The organism is Streptomyces sp. NPDC002446 (assembly GCF_053595675.1).
On record NZ_JBSFYC010000114.1, the window covers coordinates 1 to 16,553 of the forward strand.

General features: G+C 71.9%; 12 protein-coding genes and 2 pseudogenes. 3 read left to right on the plus strand and 11 right to left on the minus strand.

Going from position 1 to position 16,553, the window contains the following annotated elements; all coding sequences use genetic code 11:
* Window positions 1–506: 506 nt before the first annotated feature.
* The 3 genes from ACWD6P_RS35035 to ACWD6P_RS35045 form a co-directional block, all read right to left on the minus strand.
* Window positions 507–1,835 carry a class I SAM-dependent RNA methyltransferase gene (locus tag ACWD6P_RS35035; RefSeq protein WP_451448258.1) on the minus strand — a complete coding sequence of 443 codons (1,329 nt, stop codon included), beginning with the start codon at window positions 1,833–1,835 and terminating at the stop codon, window positions 507–509.
* 169 nt (window positions 1,836–2,004) lie between these two features.
* Window positions 2,005–4,056, minus strand: coding sequence for an APC family permease (locus ACWD6P_RS35040; RefSeq protein WP_451448259.1), 2,052 nt, complete (start codon window positions 4,054–4,056; stop codon window positions 2,005–2,007).
* Between the two features lie 184 nt (window positions 4,057–4,240).
* The gene (locus ACWD6P_RS35045; RefSeq protein WP_451448267.1) at window positions 4,241–6,226 is read right to left on the minus strand and encodes an NAD-binding protein; all 1,986 of its coding nucleotides are present in this window, start codon (window positions 6,224–6,226) and stop codon (window positions 4,241–4,243) included.
* A 339-nt stretch (window positions 6,227–6,565) separates the two neighbouring features.
* Here ACWD6P_RS35045 and ACWD6P_RS35050 point away from each other — a divergent pair, with 339 nt between their 5' ends.
* Together ACWD6P_RS35050 and ACWD6P_RS35055 are read left to right on the plus strand one after the other, a co-directional pair.
* Window positions 6,566–7,234 (plus strand): potassium channel family protein, encoded by a 669-nt coding sequence (locus ACWD6P_RS35050; RefSeq protein ID WP_451448260.1) that lies wholly within the window; start codon window positions 6,566–6,568, stop codon window positions 7,232–7,234.
* Window positions 7,231–7,902, plus strand: a complete 672-nt coding sequence (locus ACWD6P_RS35055) for a potassium channel family protein (protein ID WP_451448261.1) — start codon at window positions 7,231–7,233, stop codon at window positions 7,900–7,902. The genes ACWD6P_RS35050 and ACWD6P_RS35055 overlap by 4 nt, the downstream gene beginning before the upstream one ends.
* Before the next feature lie 90 nt (window positions 7,903–7,992).
* Here ACWD6P_RS35055 and ACWD6P_RS35060 read toward each other — a convergent pair whose 3' ends face one another.
* The 4 genes from ACWD6P_RS35060 to ACWD6P_RS35075 form a co-directional block, all read right to left on the minus strand.
* Window positions 7,993–8,865 (minus strand): DUF3159 domain-containing protein, encoded by an 873-nt coding sequence (locus ACWD6P_RS35060; protein ID WP_451448262.1) that lies wholly within the window; start codon window positions 8,863–8,865, stop codon window positions 7,993–7,995.
* A 3-nt stretch (window positions 8,866–8,868) separates the two neighbouring features.
* Entirely contained in the window at window positions 8,869–9,267 is a 399-nt protein-coding gene (locus ACWD6P_RS35065) for an OB-fold nucleic acid binding domain-containing protein (RefSeq protein ID WP_351274426.1), read from the minus strand.
* Window positions 9,268–9,452: 185 nt separating this feature from the next.
* A complete protein-coding gene (locus ACWD6P_RS35070; protein WP_128502474.1) occupies window positions 9,453–10,136 on the minus strand; it encodes a response regulator in 684 nt (227 codons plus the stop codon).
* An 88-nt stretch (window positions 10,137–10,224) separates the two neighbouring features.
* Entirely contained in the window at window positions 10,225–12,780 is a 2,556-nt protein-coding gene (locus tag ACWD6P_RS35075; RefSeq protein WP_451448263.1) for a DUF4118 domain-containing protein, read from the minus strand.
* Window positions 12,781–13,197: 417 nt separating this feature from the next.
* Here ACWD6P_RS35075 and ACWD6P_RS35080 point away from each other — a divergent pair, with 417 nt between their 5' ends.
* The gene (locus tag ACWD6P_RS35080; RefSeq protein ID WP_451448264.1) at window positions 13,198–13,779 is read left to right on the plus strand and encodes a GNAT family N-acetyltransferase; all 582 of its coding nucleotides are present in this window, start codon (window positions 13,198–13,200) and stop codon (window positions 13,777–13,779) included.
* Between the two features lie 28 nt (window positions 13,780–13,807).
* On the opposite strand, the gene ACWD6P_RS35085 is transcribed toward ACWD6P_RS35080, so the two are convergent.
* From ACWD6P_RS35085 to ACWD6P_RS35100, 4 genes and pseudogenes are all read right to left on the minus strand, one after another.
* A complete protein-coding gene (locus tag ACWD6P_RS35085; protein ID WP_451448265.1) occupies window positions 13,808–14,524 on the minus strand; it encodes an ABC transporter ATP-binding protein in 717 nt (238 codons plus the stop codon).
* 167 nt (window positions 14,525–14,691) lie between these two features.
* Window positions 14,692–15,254, minus strand: a pseudogene (locus ACWD6P_RS35090) (alginate lyase family protein); the annotation flags it as partial.
* A gap of 283 nt (window positions 15,255–15,537) precedes the next feature.
* The gene (kdpC, locus tag ACWD6P_RS35095) at window positions 15,538–16,212 is read right to left on the minus strand and encodes a potassium-transporting ATPase subunit KdpC (RefSeq protein ID WP_451448266.1); all 675 of its coding nucleotides are present in this window, start codon (window positions 16,210–16,212) and stop codon (window positions 15,538–15,540) included.
* A gap of 5 nt (window positions 16,213–16,217) precedes the next feature.
* Window positions 16,218–16,472 (minus strand): annotated as a pseudogene (locus tag ACWD6P_RS35100) (potassium-transporting ATPase subunit B); the annotation flags it as partial.
* Window positions 16,473–16,553 lie beyond the last annotated feature (81 nt).

The window sequence follows — 16,553 nt, forward strand, 5'->3', positions numbered from 1 at the left end:
TCGCGCCTTTCGGCGTGATCACTACTTTAGCGGAATTCCTCGTCGGCACATAATCGCGCCGCGGTCCGAATTTCGGCATGCCGAAATTCTTCCCGTTGAGGGGCCGTGCAGTAGTGGTGTGCCGCGAAGCGGCGGGATGGCTGCCCGGGGCCGGTCGGCTCCGTGGCAACTCGAAGAACTTACACGATCCTATGGGTGCGGCACGACTTGGGGGGGCACTTCCGCGGTGGTTCGAGCCATCCCGGACCGCTAGGCCGCCGGACCGGCGGGCCGAGCGCCGCCGGACCAGTGGGTCGAGCGCCGCCGGACCGGTGGGCCGAGCGCCGCCGTTGGGGCGGCGGTGCACAGCGCCTCGACGGTCTCGGCGGCCCCGTCGGAAGGCTGGAGCAGGTAGAGGACGGTACCGCCCGAGACTGCACAAGAGTCGTTCCTCATAGGGCCGGAGGGGCCCCAGCCCATGCATCACACCTCCAGTACCGGAGATGCCAGCGCCTGGGGCCAGGCGCTCAGGAGCCCTTGGCGGCCGGTTCGAGGATGACGACGCACTCCACATGATGCGTCATCGGGAACAGATCGAACGCCCGCATCCTGCGCACCGCATACCCCGCTCCCGCGAAGTACTTGAGGTCGCGGGCGAGGGCCGCCGGGTCGCAGGCGACGTAGGCGATGCGGCGGGGGGTGAGGGAGGCGAGGTGTTCGACCGTCTTGCGGCCGGCGCCGGCGCGGGGTGGGTCGAGGACGACGAGGTCGACGTCGGTGATGCCGGTGCGGGGGAGGATCGCCTCGACCTTGCCGTGTTCGATGCGGACGCGGTCGAGGTCGGCGAGGTTGTGGCGGGCGTCGTCGACGGCGCGCTTGCCGGATTCGATGCCGAGGACCGCGCCCTTTTCGCCGACGCGTTCGGCGAGGGCGCCGGCGAACAGGCCGACGCCGCAGTAGAGGTCGAGGGCCATCTCGCCCTTCTTGGGCATCAGGCCCTGCATGACGGCCTCGACGAGGAGGTCGGCGGCCTTCGGGTGGACCTGCCAGAAGCCTCCGCTGCCGACCCGCCAGGTGCGGCCGGCGGCGCGTTCGCGGACGAAGGGGCGGCCGTGGACGCGGTGCACGCCGCCGTCCTTCTCCCCCACCCTCATGACCGAGACCGGCTTGTCCAGTTCGACGATGGGCAGGCGGCCGCCGGGGCGCGGGGTGAGGATGACCTGGCGGTCGTGGGAGCCGGTGGCGGCGATCGCCTCGACGGTGGCCATCTGGGGCCAGTCGCGCTTCTCGATGCCCAGTTCCGAGACGCCGGGGGCGGCGATCATGCAGTGGGTGACCGGCTCGACGTCGTGGGAGCGGTGCTTGCGCAGGCCGACGTGGCCGTCGGCGTCGATGGCGTACTGGACGCGGGTGCGCCAGGCCGGTACCTCGCCCTTGGCGACCTTGTCGCCGGGGGCGGGCTCGACGGTGCCGTCCCAGCCGGCGTCCTCGGGAGAGAGGCCGGCCAGGCGCTGGAGCTGTTCGGCGATGACGGCGGACTTCAAGCGGCGCTGGGCGCCGGGGGCGGCGTGCTGCCAGTCGCAGCCGCCGCAGCGGCCGGGGCCGGAGAACGGGCAGGGGGCCTCGACCCGGTCCTTGGAGGCGTCCAGGATCCGCACGGCGTCGGCGCGGAGGTAGCGGGCGCCCTCCTCGCCGTCGGTGACCTTGGCGATCACCCGCTCGCCGGGCAGCGCATGCCGTACGAAGAGGACCTGGCCCTCGTCCGTGCGGGCGATGCAGTGGCCGCCGTGCGCGACCGGGCCGACCTCGACCTCGTACTCCTCGCCGACCAGCGACTTCTTGGGTTCTGCCTGCATGGCGGGAGGGCTCCTGAGGTGGGGTGGTGCCGGGCGGTACGGCGGGACGGGGCGGCGGGACGCCAGCCGTCCATTCTACGTCCCGCCATGCGGTGGCACGTCCGCTCCGGCCTGTGGTGGCCCGGGCCTGTGGCCGGGTGCCCGGCCCCGCGGGACCGGGCCGCGGCCGCTACTTCTTCGTGGCCGCCTTCTCCTTCTTCGGCTGGGCGACCGGCCCGCGGCGCACCGCACCCGGCGCGTTCCACTCCGCGCGCTTGCGGGCGCGCAGCTTGGCGGCCTCGGAGGAGTCCAGCTGCCAGGGCACGGAGGTGACCATGACGCCGGGGGTGAACAGCAGGCGTCCCTTCAGGCGCAGCGCGGACTGGTTGTGCAGCAGGTGCTCGTACCAGTGGCCGACGACGTATTCGGGGATGTAGACGGAGACGGCGTCCCGCGGGCTCTCCCGGCGCAGGGACTTGACGTAGTCGATGATCGGCCGGGTGATCTCGCGGTACGGGGAGGCCAGGACCTTCAGCGGCACCTCGATGCCGCGGCGCTCCCACTCCTCCCGCAGGGCCCTGGTGTCGGCCTGGTCCACGTCGACGCTGACCGCTTCGAGGGTGTCGGAGCGCATCAGCTTGGCGTAGTTCAGGGCGCGCAGGGTGGGCTTGTGGACCTTGGAGACCAGGACGATGGAGTGGACGCGGGAGGGGCGGACGACGTCGTCGTCGGGGGTGTCCTCGGCGGCGATCTCGTCGGCGACCCGGTCGTAGTGGCGGCGGATCGCGGACATCGTCACGAAGAAGATGACCATGCCGAGGAGGGCGACCCAGGCTCCGTGGGTGAACTTCGTCAGCAGGACGACCACGAGCACCAGGCCGGTGAAGAAGGCGCCGAAGGCATTGATGGCGCGCGAGCGGTGCATCCGGCGGCGCTTGGCCGGGTCCTTCTCGGTCAGCAGGTGGCGGTTCCAGTGGCGGACCATGCCGGTCTGGCTGAGCGTGAAGGAGACGAAGACGCCGACGATGTAGAGCTGGATCAGCCTGGTGGAGTCGGCGCCGTAGAGGTAGACGAGTATCGCGGCGGCGCCGGCCAGCAGCACGATGCCGTTGGAGAACGCCAGCCGGTCGCCGCGGGTGTGCAGCTGGCGCGGCAGGTAGCGGTCCTGGGCGAGGATCGAGCCGAGCAGCGGGAAGCCGTTGTAGGCGGTGTTGGCGGCGAGGAAGAGGACCAGGGCGGTGGCGGCGGCGAGGACCACGAACAGGAAGGAGCCGTTGCCGAAGACCGCGGAGGCGACCTGCGAGATGACCGGGTCCTGGGTGTAGCCGGCGCCGACCGGCTTGCCGTGGTCGAGCAGGTCCTTGGCGGGGGTCTCCGCCATCTTGACGTGGGTGACCATCGCCAGGGCGATGATGCCGCAGAACATCGTGACGGCCAGGCCGCCCATGAGGGCCAGCGTCGTGGCGGCGTTCTTGGACTTGGGCTTGCGGAAGGCGGGGACGCCGTTGGAGATCGCCTCGACGCCGGTGAGCGCCGCGCAGCCGGAGGAGAAGGCGCGCAGGAGCAGGAAGACGAGCGCGAGGCCGGCCAGGCCGCCCTGCTCGGCGTGGATGGTGTAGTCGGCGGTGGGGGCCTTCATCGTGTCGCCCATGACCACGGCGCGGATCACGCCCCAGGCGATCATGATGAAGACGCCGGCGACGAAGACGTACGTCGGGATCGCGAAGAGCTTGCCGGACTCCTTGACGCCGCGCAGGTTCATCAACGTCAGCAGCACGATGACGGCGATCGCACAGAGCGTCTTGTGCTCGACGACGAACGGGATCGCGGAGCCCAGATTCTCGATTCCGGAGGAGATCGAGACCGCGACGGTCAGCACATAGTCGACCAGCAGTGCGCTGGCGACGGTGAGGCCGGCCTTGGGGCCGAGGTTGGTGGTGGCGACCTCGTAGTCACCACCGCCGCTCGGGTAGGCGTGCACGTTCTGCCGGTACGACGCGACGACGGTGAACATCAGCACCACGACCGCGACCGCGATCCAGGGGCTGAAGGTGTACGCCGACACTCCCGCGACGGACAGGACGAGCAGCACCTCGCCCGGCGCGTAGGCCACGGAGGAGAGCGGGTCGGAGGCGAAGACGGGGAGTGCGATGCGCTTGGGAAGCAGGGTCTCCCCCAGCTTGTCGCTGCGCAGTGCGCGCCCGATCAAGATCCGTTTGGGCACGTCGGTCAGTTTGGACACCCGAGGATGCTACGGCTTCGTCAAGGCCCATGCCCACCCGCCACCCGCAAGGGCGAGCGGCGCAAAGTGGGGCACCCCACACCTGCCCTGCTCGCGGGCCGGTCCGGGCTCGCGGCCTCCACAGGATCCGCACCTCGCGTGCACGCCGCCCCCGCCGCGGGCCGCCTCCGTGGCATTTGTCACGTCAGCTCTGGCGCGCCCCGGCCCCGGCCGGCCGCGCGCGCCGGGCGTGCAGATCGCCCAGTCCCTGGCGGGTGGCGACCAGCAGCACCCGGTCCTGGGGCCGCAGGACATAGCCGTCCCCCAGCTCGTGCGCCAGGTGTGCCGGCGCCCGCTCACCGGCCGGCTGCGGTGCGGCGGCCGGGGCGTCCGGCTCCGGGGCGTCCGGGGCGGAGGTGTCGACCGCCAGCACCCGCAGCCGCCCCGGCCGCCGCACCTCGGCGACCGTACGGCCCTCCAGCGCGGCATGGCCGCGCACCTCTACCCGGGCCACCAGCAGCACCCGGCGCTCCACCGGGATGGCCCCCAGGATCTGCCGCCCCATCATCGCGCCGGCGAAGGCGGGCGCGGCCAGGAAGGAGGTGCTGCGGCTGCGGGTCAGCGCCCTGGGGTGGGCGGCGCGCAGGGTGCGGTAGACGGCGGTGGCGAACCGGTCGTCGAACAGCCGCAGCGTCACCCTCAGCTGCGGCTTGACCGAGCGGGCGTAGAGCGCGGCCTCCAGATTCGTGGTGTCCTCGCTGGTCAGCGCGAGCAGTGTGGTCGCCCGCTCGATCATCGCGGCCTCCAGGACACCTTCTTGTGTGACGTCCCCCAGGAGGGTCGGCACCCGCAGCCGCCGGGCCGTCGCGATGCCCCGGGCCTCCGGGTCCGCCTCGATGCAGACCACGGGGATGCCCATCTCGTGCAGCCGGGCCAGTACCCGGGTGCCGACCTTGCCCAGGCCCAGCAGCACCACATGTCCGGACAGCCCGCGCGGCGGACGCCGTAGCGCCGAGGCGCTGCGGAACGTCCCCAGGCCCTCGAACGCCGCCGCGACCAGCACCGGCAGCAACAGCAGACCGGTCAGGCCGGACAGCAGCTGAAGGATCTTGCGGGGCAGGGGGGCGCCGATCGCCGGATCGTTGATCGCGAAGAGGTCCAGCAGGGTGAGGTAGGCGGCGTGCACCGGGTTCTCGCCGAGGGTGAGCCAGGAGGCGACGGCCAGCGCCAGCACCGCGCCGACGATCCCGGCCAGCGACCAGCGCAGCCGCCGGGAGAACAGCGAGGCGAGCGGTGCGCCCCGGCCGCGCAGCCAGTGCCGCCGCACCGGCCGCCCTGTATAGGAGACGGTCTCCAGGACGACGGTGCCGCAGCCGGGGGCGGCCGCCGCGGCGTCGTCCGGGAGCAGTACGGGGCCCTCGTCGCCGGCCGCCGGGCCCGGCGCCTGTGCGGAACCGCCGGTAGCGGACGCCGGGTCGGTGACGGCGGACGCGGGGTCGCTGGCGGAGGCCGACAGCAGCGCCAGGGTGCACAGCCCGGGATCGCCGGGCCGGCCCGGAGGTACCGGCGCGCGCTCCACGGCCCGCAGCAGCAGCCCGTCCGCCTCGATGACCTTGCTGGTCCCGGCGACCGCGGTGGCCGCCAGCGCCGGTGCCACGGTGTCGGCGTCGGACAGCACGGTCGTGGAGGCGTCGACCGCCGCGTCCCCGCCGCCCTGGGCGGCCACCGCCGCCGCCTGGTCGAGCAACTCCTCCAGATGCTGGCCGAGTTTGCGGTTGTAGAGCCGGATGACCAGCCGCAGCCGGGGATTGAGCCGGCGGGCGCGCAGCGCGGCGTGGATGTTGAGCTCGTCGTCGTCGTAGACCAGCGCCAGCGCCTCCGCCTCGACGATGCCCGCCGCGCTCAGCGCCGCGTCGTCCGGCTGCGCCGACTCCAGCATCCGCACGGTCTCCTCCGGCGCCTCCGCACTCTCGCCGGGCGCCTCGGGCGGCAGCAGCGCCGTACGCGACATCGCCGCCGAGACCCGGCCGAGCAGCGCGGTGGCCCGGCCGAGCGCGCGGGCCGGCGGCGGGATCCGCGGGCGGTGCGGCTCGCTGGCGGAGGGGACGACCAGCGTCACCCGTTCGCCGTAGACATCCCGGAGCTCGGCGGCGAGCCGGTGCGCGAGCGCGTCGTCGCCGCAGACCACCATGTGCGGGGTAGCGGAGCCCTGTTGGGGCGGAAGAGGCAGGTTGGACACAGCTCGTAGCGTGCCTTACGGGCGCCGCGCGGCGCAGCCCGGCGCCCGGTCCCGTCGTACGGCCGTCCGGTCCGCATCCGGCCGCGGCCTACCGCGCCCCCTACCAGGAGCGGTATTACGGCTACGGTTGTACCGGACCATGGTGCGCCCGGCGCTCCGTTGCCGCACCCGGTCCGTATCGCGAGCTGTGGCTTCGTGTCGGGCTCCGTGTCGCCGGTACTGGGAGAAGAAAGTAGTGAGCAGGGTGTTTGTGCAGGTCAGCGCGCTAGTACAGGGCACGGGGTAATCAGCATGCACATCGTCATCATGGGGTGCGGGCGCGTGGGCTCCGCGCTTGCGCAGACCTTGGAGAGCCAGGGTCACACCATCGCGGTGATCGACCAGGACCCGACGGCGTTCCGCCGCCTGGGCTCGGCCTTCGGCGGCCGCCGGGTGACCGGCGTCGGCTTCGACCAGGACACCCTGCGTGAGGCCGGCATCGAGGAGGCGGGCGCCTTCGCGGCCGTCTCCAGCGGCGACAACTCCAACATCATCGCCGCCCGGGTGGCCCGCGAGATGTTCGGCGTCGAGAACGTCGCGGCCCGTATCTACGACCCGCGTCGCGCCGAGGTCTACCAGCGCCTGGGCATCCCCACCGTCGCCACCGTCCGCTGGACGGCCGACCAGATGCTGCGCCGGCTGCTGCCGTCGGGCGCCGAGCCGCTGTGGCGCGACCCGAGCGGCGGCGTCCAGCTCGCCGAGGTGCACACCGCCCCCTCCTGGGTCGGCCACAAGATCAGCACCCTGCAGGAGGAGACCGGCGTACGCGTCGCCTTCCTCACCCGGCTGGGCGAGGCGATGCTGCCGACCTCGCAGACGGTGCTGCAGGAGGGCGATCTGGTGCATGTGATGATGCGCACCGACGAGGTCGAGAAGGTCGAAGCGGCATTCGCCACGGGTCCCGAGGAGGCGCACGCATGAGGGTCGCGATTGCGGGCGCGGGCGCGGTGGGTCGTTCCATCGCGGGCGAGCTCCTTGAGAACGGTCACGAGATCCTGCTCATCGACAAGGCGCCGACCGCCATCTCGGTCGAGCGGGTGCCGCTGGCGGAGTGGCTGCTGGCCGACGCCTGCGAGATCACCTCGCTCGACGAGGCGGCGCTGCAGCGCTGCAACGTCGTGATCGCGGCGACCGGCGACGACAAGGTCAACCTCGTCGTCTCGCTGCTCGCCAAGACCGAGTACGGCGTGCCGCGGGTGGTCGCCCGGGTCAACAACCCGAAGAACGAGTGGCTGTTCAACGAGGCCTGGGGCGTCGATGTCGCGGTCTCCACGCCGCGTCTGATGTCGGCCCTGGTCGAGGAGGCGGTGAGCGTCGGCGACCTCGTCCGGCTGCTGCGCTTCAGCCACGGCGACGCCAACCTCGTCGAGCTGACGCTGCCGCCCGAGGCCGCGCTGGCCGGCACCCGCGTCGGCGATGTGGCCTGGCCGGAGGACACCTCCCTGGTCACGATCATCCGCGGCACGCGGGTGCTCACGCCGAGCAAGGACGATGTGCTGGAGGCGGGCGACGAGCTGCTGTTCGTCGCGGCCCAGTCGCGTGAGGAGCAGCTGGAGGACCTGCTGTCGGTGCGGCGCGAGGAAGCGTAGAGCCGCAGCTGAAACGCCGGGGCCCGGGAACCGTGTGCGGTTCCCGGGCCCCGGCGTTTCGGCGGTGCGGGCTGTCGCTGCGGCGGTGCCTCAGCGGCGGTGCCGCGGCGCCCCCGGCGGCTGCTCGGCGGCGCTCTGGGCCACGGCGTCCCCGTACACGTCGCCGGCGGCCACGTCCTGGGCCTCGCGTTCGGCGCGGCGCCGCTCCCCGGCCTCCTGCCCGGCCTTCTCCTGCGCCTCCATCTCGGCGAAGACATCGATCGGCGGCGGCGCCTTCGTCAGGAAGACCCAGGTCAGATAGACCGCGAGCAGGAACGGCGGGATCTTCAGCGCGATCAGCACCCAGCCGAGCTGGGTGGTGTCCGCCCACCAGTACAGCGGGAAGAGGATCGCGCACTTGGCGAGCAGGATCAGGCCCCAGGCCCAGCTGGCCTTGGCGTACGCCTTCTTCCGGCCGGGGTTGCGGGTGCGCCAGGAGAGGTTCTCCTTGAAGACCGGGCCCAGGATGAGCCCGATCAGCGGGACCCCGGCGAGCGTGGTGAGGATGTACGCCAGGGCCAGCCCGAGGGTGTACAGCATGCCCGGCAGATAGAAGTCCTTGGCGTTGCCGGTCATCATCGCGAAGATCACGCCGAAGGCCACCCCGAAGACACCGCTGAAGGCGTGCTTGACGGTGTCCTTGCGGATCACGCGGACGGCCGCCAGCACCAGCGAGACGGCCAGCGCGGCGATCGCCGAGATGTGCAGGTCCTTGTTGACCGTGAAGATCGCGACGAACAGCAGACCGGGGGCGACGGTCTCCACCATGCCGCGCACGCCGCCGAACGCCTCGAACAGCGCCGCCTCGGTCACCTGTCTGCCGTGGGCGGCCGCGTCGGCGCCCGGTTGGGGCGAGGGCCCTGCGGAAGCGTCACTGCGGCTGTCGGCATCCGCGTCAGTGGTCGGTCGGTCGTAAGACGTCACCGGCTACTCCTGTCCCAGCGGTCGGAGTTCGTACTTCGGGTTGAAGAGCACCCGGCGTCCGTGGCTCAGCGAGACCCGGCCCGAGGCGATGAGCTTGCGGCCCGGCTCTATCCCGACGATGGAGCGGCGGCCCAGCCACACCACGTCGAGCGCGGCGGAGCCGTCGAACAGCTCCGCCTCGAGCGCGGGCACACCGGCGCGCGGCCGCAGCGTGACATGCCGCAGGGTGCCGGTGACCTTGACTATCTGCCGGTCGTCGCAGTCGCAGATACGGGTGCACCCCGCGTCCTGCGCGTCCTGCTGCAGCTCGGCGGACTGCAGCTCCTCCTCGGAGGAGGACAGCCTGTCGAGCAGCCGGCGGAAGCGACCGGCCGGCTTCTCGGGTCGGGTACCTGCACTCATGAGCCCAGCGTACCGGGGGCCGGGCCGCGGAATCACGGCCCGCGCACGGACCGCGTACGCGCCCCGGGACCAGGCCCCGCCGCGGCCGCCCGCCCCTCACTGCTCGAACCGGTACCCCATCCCCGGCTCCGTGATGTCGCAACCCCCGGGGGCCAACCCCCGGACCCCCGGCCGCGCCCCGCCCCTCACTGCTCGAACCGGTACCCCATCCCCGGCTCCGTGATGAAGTGCTTCGGGTGCGAGGGGTCGCTCTCCAGCTTGCGGCGGAGCTGGGCCATGTAGACCCGCAGATAGTTGGTCTCGGTGCCGTACGAGGGGCCCCAGACCTCCTGGAGCAGCTGCTTCTGGCTGACCAGGCGGCCCGCGTTGCGGACCAGGACCTCCAGGAGGTGCCACTCGGTGGGGGTCAGCCGGATGTCGCGGCCGCCGCGGTTGACCTTCTTGGCGGCGAGGTCGACGGTGAAGCCCTCGGTCTCCACGATCACCTCGTCCTCGGCCGGCCCGGTCGGCTCGGCCCGGCGCACCGCCGCCCGCAGCCGGGCCAGCAGCTCGTCCATGCCGAACGGCTTGGTGACGTAGTCGTCCGCGCCCGCGTCCAGCGCCTCCACCTTCTCGTCGGAGGTCTGCCGCGCCGAGAGCACCAGGATCGGCACCCGCGTCCAGCCCCGCAGCCCCTTGATCACTTCGACCCCGTCCATGTCGGGCAGGCCGAGGTCGAGGACGATGACATCGGGGTGGCGGGCAGCGGCGAGCTTCAGGGCGGTGGCCCCGTCGGGGGCGGCGTCGACCTCGTACTTGCGCGCCTTCAGGTTGATCACGAGGGCGCGGACGATCTGCGGCTCGTCATCGACCACAAGCACCCGGTTCACTGGCGTTCTCCTCGTGGTGTCGTCGTCCCGCGGGCCTGGCCCGCGGGGTGTGTGGTGAGTGTGGTCCGTACGGGCATGAGTCGCTCGCTCATGTCGTGGCCTGGGCCGGAAGGTCGGGCCTGACCGGCGGCCGGCCGGGCGCGGCCCGGAGGGTGAGGACCATCGTCATCCCGCCTCCGGGGGTGTCCTCGGCGGCGAGCGTGCCGCCCATCGCCTCTGCGAAGCCGCGCGCCACGGCGAGGCCCAGGCCCACGCCGGCGCCGCGCGGCGCGTCTCCGTACCGCTGGAACGGCTCGAAGATCCGGTCCTTGGCGCTGTCGGGGACGCCCGGACCGCGGTCGGCGATCCGCAGCTCCACCCGGTCTCCGAGCGCACTGGCCGCGACCAGCACCGTCTCGCCGTTTGGGCTGTACTTGACGGCGTTCTCGACGAGGTTGGCGACCGAACGTTCCAGCAGACCCGGATCGACGGCGACGATCGGCAGCTCCTCGGGGATGTCGAGGGTGACGCTCCCCTCCGGCACGCCGCCCAGTGCCATCGGCACCACCTCGTCGAGATCTATCTCGCGGATCAGCGGCGTGACCGTGCCGGTCTGCAGCCGGGACATGTCCAGGAGATTGCCGACCAGGTGGTCCAGCCGGTCCGCGCCCGCCTCGATGCCCGCCAGCAGCTCCGCCTCGTCCTCCGGGGACCAGGCCACGTCGTCGGAGCGCAGGGAGGTGACGGAGGCCTTGATGCTCGCCAGCGGGGTGCGCAGATCATGGCTGACCGCGGCCAGCAGCGCCGTCCTGATGCGGTTGCCCTCGGCCAGCTCCCGGGCCCGCGCCGCCTCGCCCACCAGCCGCTGCCGGTCCAGTACGACGGCGGCCTGGGCGGCGAACGCCGCCAGCACCCGGCGGTCCTCGGCGGGCAGCACCCGGCCGGTCAGCGCCAGCGCCATGTGGTCGCCCACCGGCATGTCGACGTCCGCGTCCTCGGGACGCAGCAGCGGCCTGCCGTCGTCGGTCTCGCCGGCCCGGCCCGCGCAGGTCCACGGGTCGACGTCGCTGCTGCGCTCCAGCAGCGCCACCGTCTCCATCCCGAAGGTCTCCCGCACCCGCTCCAGCAGGGCGTCCAGTGTCGTCTCACCGCGCAGCACGCTGCCCGCCAGGAAGGACAGGATCTCCGACTCGGCGCGCAGCCTGGCGGCCTGGTGCGTCCGGCGGGCGGCGAGATCCACCACCGAGGCGACGGACACGGCCACCGCGAAGAAGACCACGATGGCGACGATGTTCTTGGGGTCGCTCACCGTGAGGGTGTGCGTGGGCGGGGTGAAGTAGAAGTTCAGCAGCAGCGAGCCGACGGCGGCCGACGCCAGGGCCGGCCGCTGTCCGCCGAGCAGCGCCGCGATGACGGTCAGGAACAGGAACAGCAGTACGTCGTTGGCCAGCCCGGGGCCGTTCTCGATGCCGGTCAGCAGCAGCGTCAGCAGCGCGGGACCGGCCACGCCGACCAGCCAGCCGGCGATGATCCGGGTCCGGCCCAGCCGCGCACCGCGCGCCACGGGCAGCCCCCGGCCCTTGGCGACCTCGTCATGGGTGACGATGTGCACATCGAGATCCGGCCCGGAGTCACGGGCGACGGTCGCGCCCACCCCCGGCCCGAAGACGTACTGCCACGCCTTGCGGCGGCTCGACCCCAGCACGATCTGGGTGGCGTTGACCCCGCGGGCGAACTCCAGCAGCGCGCTCGGTATGTCGTCCCCGATGACGTGGTGGAACGTCCCGCCCAGGTCCTCCACCAGCGTGCGCTGGACGGCGAGTTCCTTGGGTGAGGCCGAGGTCAGCCCGTCGCTGCGGGCTATGTAGACGGCGAGCACCTCGCTGCCCGACCCCTTGGCCGCCATCCGGGCCGCGCGACGGATGAGCGTACGGCCCTCCGGACCGCCGGTCAGGCCGACGACGATGCGCTCACGCGCCTGCCAGGTGGAGCGGATGGAGTGCTCCGCCCGGTACTCCTGGAGGTACTCGTCGACCCGGTCGGCGACCCACAGCAGCGCCAGCTCGCGCAGCGCCGTGAGGTTGCCCGGCCGGAAGTAGTTGGAGAGGGCGGCGTCCACCTTGTCGGACTTGTAGATGTTGCCGTGCGCCATACGGCGGCGAATCGCCTGCGGCGACATGTCGACAAGCTCGATCTGGTCGGCGCGCCGTACGACCTCGTCCGGCACGGTCTCCCGCTGCCGCACACCCGTTATCGACTCGACGACGTCCCCGAGGGACTCCAGGTGCTGGATGTTCACCGTCGAGATCACCGTGATGCCGGCGTCCAGCAGCTCCTCGATGTCCTGCCAGCGCTTGTCGTTGCGCGAACCGGGAACGTTGGTGTGCGCGAGCTCGTCGACCAACGCCACGGCCGGCTTGCGTGCCAGGACCGCGTCCACGTCCATCTCGGTGAAAACCGTGTCGCGGTACTCCAGCTCCCGGCGCTGGATCTGCTCGAGACCGTGCAGCATCACCTCGGTACGGGGGCGGCCGTGGTGCTCGACGAACCCCACGACGACGTCCGTGCCCCGCTCCGCGCGCCGGTGCGCCTCGGACAGCATCGCGTACGTCTTGCCGACGCCCGGTGCCGCGCCGAGGTATATCCGTAGCTTGCCGCGTGCCATGGCCTCATTGTCTTACGTGAAGGCTGCCCCCACCGGGCTGTACCTGCTGCGACCCTACCGACCGCCCAAGGGGACAAAAGCCCCAGGTAACGACTTCGGGCCCGGTCTTGACGCGACTCTGATACGGCCGACGGGCCGGCCGCGGCAGCGGGGCAACAAGGGCGGCGGGCCGCTCCCGACGGAGCCGCCGCAGTGCGGGTGAGCTGCGCAGACCACCCGAATGGGTAGCCGCGCCACCCGCGGGCGGGGCCGCGCGCGACGTACCGCCATACGGCGGCATCGGCGGTGGCGGCCTGCGCTGCCGGCGATACGGGCCGCCCGGTGCGAACGCCCCGTCACGGGCGCCGGTCGGCCGCTGCGCACCTGGCCGGAAAAATACCGTCGCCCGGCCGCCATCCGGCTGCGACCATGCCCCACATGACCGAGGCTCACCCGACCACCGCGCCCACTCCGGCACCGACGCCCGCCGCCCAGGTGCACATCGTGCACACCGCGGACCTGGACGCCGCCACCCTCGCGGCCGTCCGCACCCTCCTCTACGAGGTCTTCGACGACATGACCGCCGAGGACTGGGAGCACGCACTCGGCGGCCTGCACGCCCTGGTCCACGAGAACGGCGAACTGATCGGGCATGCGTCCGTCGTCCAGCGCCGCCTGCTGCACGGCGGCCGGGCGCTGCGCTGCGGATACGTGGAGGGCGTCGGGGTACGTGCGGACCGCCGCGGCCATGGCCATGGGGCCGCCATGATGGAGGCCCTGGAGCGCGTCATCCAAGGCGGCTACGACCTCGGTGCGCTCGGCGCCTCCGACGAGGCCGCGGACTTCTACGCGTCCCGGGGCTGGCAGCGGTGGCGCGGCCGCTCCTGGACCCTCACCCCGGACGGCGTCCGGCGCACCGCCGACGAGGACGGCTGCATCTACGTCCTCCCCACCGCGGACACCCCCCTCGACCTCGATGCCGACCTCACCTGCGACTGGCGCGACGGCGACGTGTGGTGACACCCGGCGGCTCCGGCGACCCGCGTCGTCAGCTCTCGCTCCGCTCCGTGATCAGGCCGTCGTTCAGGCTCAGTACGCGGTCGGCGAGCCCGAGGAGACGGGCGTCATGCGTGGCGACCAGGGCCGTGACTCCCTCGCTGCGGACCACGGCGCGCAGCAGCTCCATCACCTCCCTGCCGGTCTCGGCGTCCAGTTGCCCGGTCGGCTCGTCCGCGAGGAGCAGGGCGGGGCGGTTGGCGAGTGCGCGGGCTATCGCGACGCGCTGCTGCTGGCCGCCGGAGAGCTCCCCGGGCCGCTGCTCCGCGTGGCCGGCGAGGCCCACCAGGGACAGCAGCAGTGCGACGCGCTCCTCTCGCTCGCGCGGCGGGACCTTGCGCAGCCGCAGCGGCACGCCGACGTTCTCGGCGGCGCTCAGTATCGGTATCAGCCCGAAGGACTGGAACACGAAGCCGATGCGGTCGCGCCGCATCTCCAGCAGTCCGCTCTCGCCGAGGCCGGCGAGCGGCGTCCCGTCGACGGTGATCCGTCCGGAGTCCGGGGCGTCCAGGCCGCCTATGAGATGGAGGAGCGTCGTCTTGCCGGATCCCGAGCGGCCGCGCAGGGCGACGAGTTCACCGCGCGGAACCCGGCACGTCACCCCGCGCAGCGCGGGCACGGCGCCGGCGTCGCTGCCGTAGCTGCGGTGCACTTCCTCCACGACGACCATCGCGCCGGTGTGCGGCGGCGCACCGTCCTTGTCATTCATGTCTGATCCCCCACTCCCCCGTTTCGCTCCTGCTTCGGCGGAACCGGCGCCGGCCTGCGGCCCCCCGCGGCCCCCGGCGTCCGACCGCCAACGGCAGTATGCGTACTGCCGAGTTCGGCGGGCAACGCCTGTGGATAACTCTGGATCAGCGCACGCGAACCCCTCGTTCAGCCCGGGTTCTCCGCATGGGTCAGGGTCTCCCAGCCGACGAAGAGGTTGTTGGAGCCGGCCGGTCGCTGCTGTTCGGTCAGCTTCGGGTGTTCGGCATCTCGTGGTGCATCCGGTTGTGCAGTGCGTTGTAGCCGACCTCGGTGACGGGGCCCAGGCCGCGCCTGACGCTGCCGCCGCACAGCCATGACGGCGGCGCGGTGCCCAGCTCGTACCCGGCCTGGAAGCCGAGTGCGTGCCGCAGGCGGTCGGCGACCTCCGGGTACAGGTCCTGGCCCTGGAGGCGGCTGGTCTCGGCGATGTGCGCGATGGCCGACAGGCCGTATCCGGTGTGGGTGAAGTCGCGGCAGGTCTCCTGGGTGAGGCCGTCGACGAACGTGGTCTGCCCCTGCCAGTACTTGATGATCTTGTCGCGGGTGTTCAGCCCGCTGCCCGGTGCGGTCTTGGGCAGATCGCCGTCGGACTTCAGATAGACGTACGCGGGAACCCGGGCGCGGAATCTGGCGACGCCCTTGCCGTAGGAGGCCTTGTCCTCGATGAAGACGGAGATGGCGGCCGGAGCCGCGCTGGACGGGGCGCCTGCCAGGAGACCCGCCGTCAGGGCGCCGAGCAGGACGCCGGAGACGAGGAGGGGCTTTCCGCGCATGGGGGGTGTGCCTTCCTGCCGAGATGCTCGAGGGACGGGAGCTGTTCTCGTACATGAACGACAGGCGTTGACATGAACACCTGCGATGGCTGGCGAACGTAAGGGGAAGCCCTCGCGCCGTCAAGACCCGGCGTCGGAGCGAAAAGGGGGCGGCCCCGGGAAAGAGATCCCGGGGCCGCCCCGAACCGCACCCTGTGCGCTAGCCCTTGTCCTGCCCCTGGCCCTTCGCCAGGTCCTTCAGGGCGATGTTCAACTCCAGGACGTTCACCCGCGGCTCCCCCATGAAGCCGAGGACGCGTCCGTCGGTGTGGTCCTCGACCAGCTGCCGCACCGTGGCCGTGGGCAGGTGGTTCTCCCGGGCGACGGTGGTGGCCTGCAGCCGGGCGTACTCCGGGGAGATGTGCGGGTCGAGGCCGGAACCGGACGAGGTGACGGCATCCGCCGGGACCTTCGACTCGGCCACGCCGTAGGTCTCGGAGACCCACTTCTTGCGCTCGTTGACCGCGTCGATGAGGTCGGTGTTGGTGGCGCCCAGGTTGGAGGCGCCGGAGACCTGGAGGTCGTACTGGGTGTTGACGCCGTTGGCCTTGTTGCTGCCCAGTCCCGCCGAGGGGCGCGGCTGGAAGAACCTCAGGTCCGGGACCGGGTTGCCCTCCTTGTCCTTGCCCTTGTCGTAGCGCTGGCCGATCAGCGAGGAGCCGACGACCCTGCCGTGGGAGCTGACCTCGGACCCGTTGGCCTTGTCGTGGAAGGCCGCCTGTGCCACTCCGGTGACCACCAGCGGGTAGATGACGCCGCAGATCACGGTCAGTACGAGCAGGGCGCGCAGCCCTGCACCGAGCAACCGGGCGGTGTTGCGTACCGAGTTGTTCATGGCATTCACCCGATTCCCGGAATGAGGGAGATGAGCAGATCGATGAGTTTGATGCCGATGAACGGGGCGATCAGACCGCCGAGTCCGTAGACGGCGAGGTTGCGGCGCAGCATCTTGTCGGCGCTGACCGGGCGGTACTGCACGCCCTTGAGGGCCAGCGGGACCAGCGCGACGATGATCAGCGCGTTGAAGATGATGGCCGAGAGGATCGCGGAGTTGGGGCTGGCCAGCCGCATGATGTTGAGGGCGATGGCATCGGGGCCCTCGGCTGTGACAATTCGGGATGCGTGGTCAGCCAGCACTTATCGATTCAGGGCGACGAGTGAGGGCCGCCACCCCGG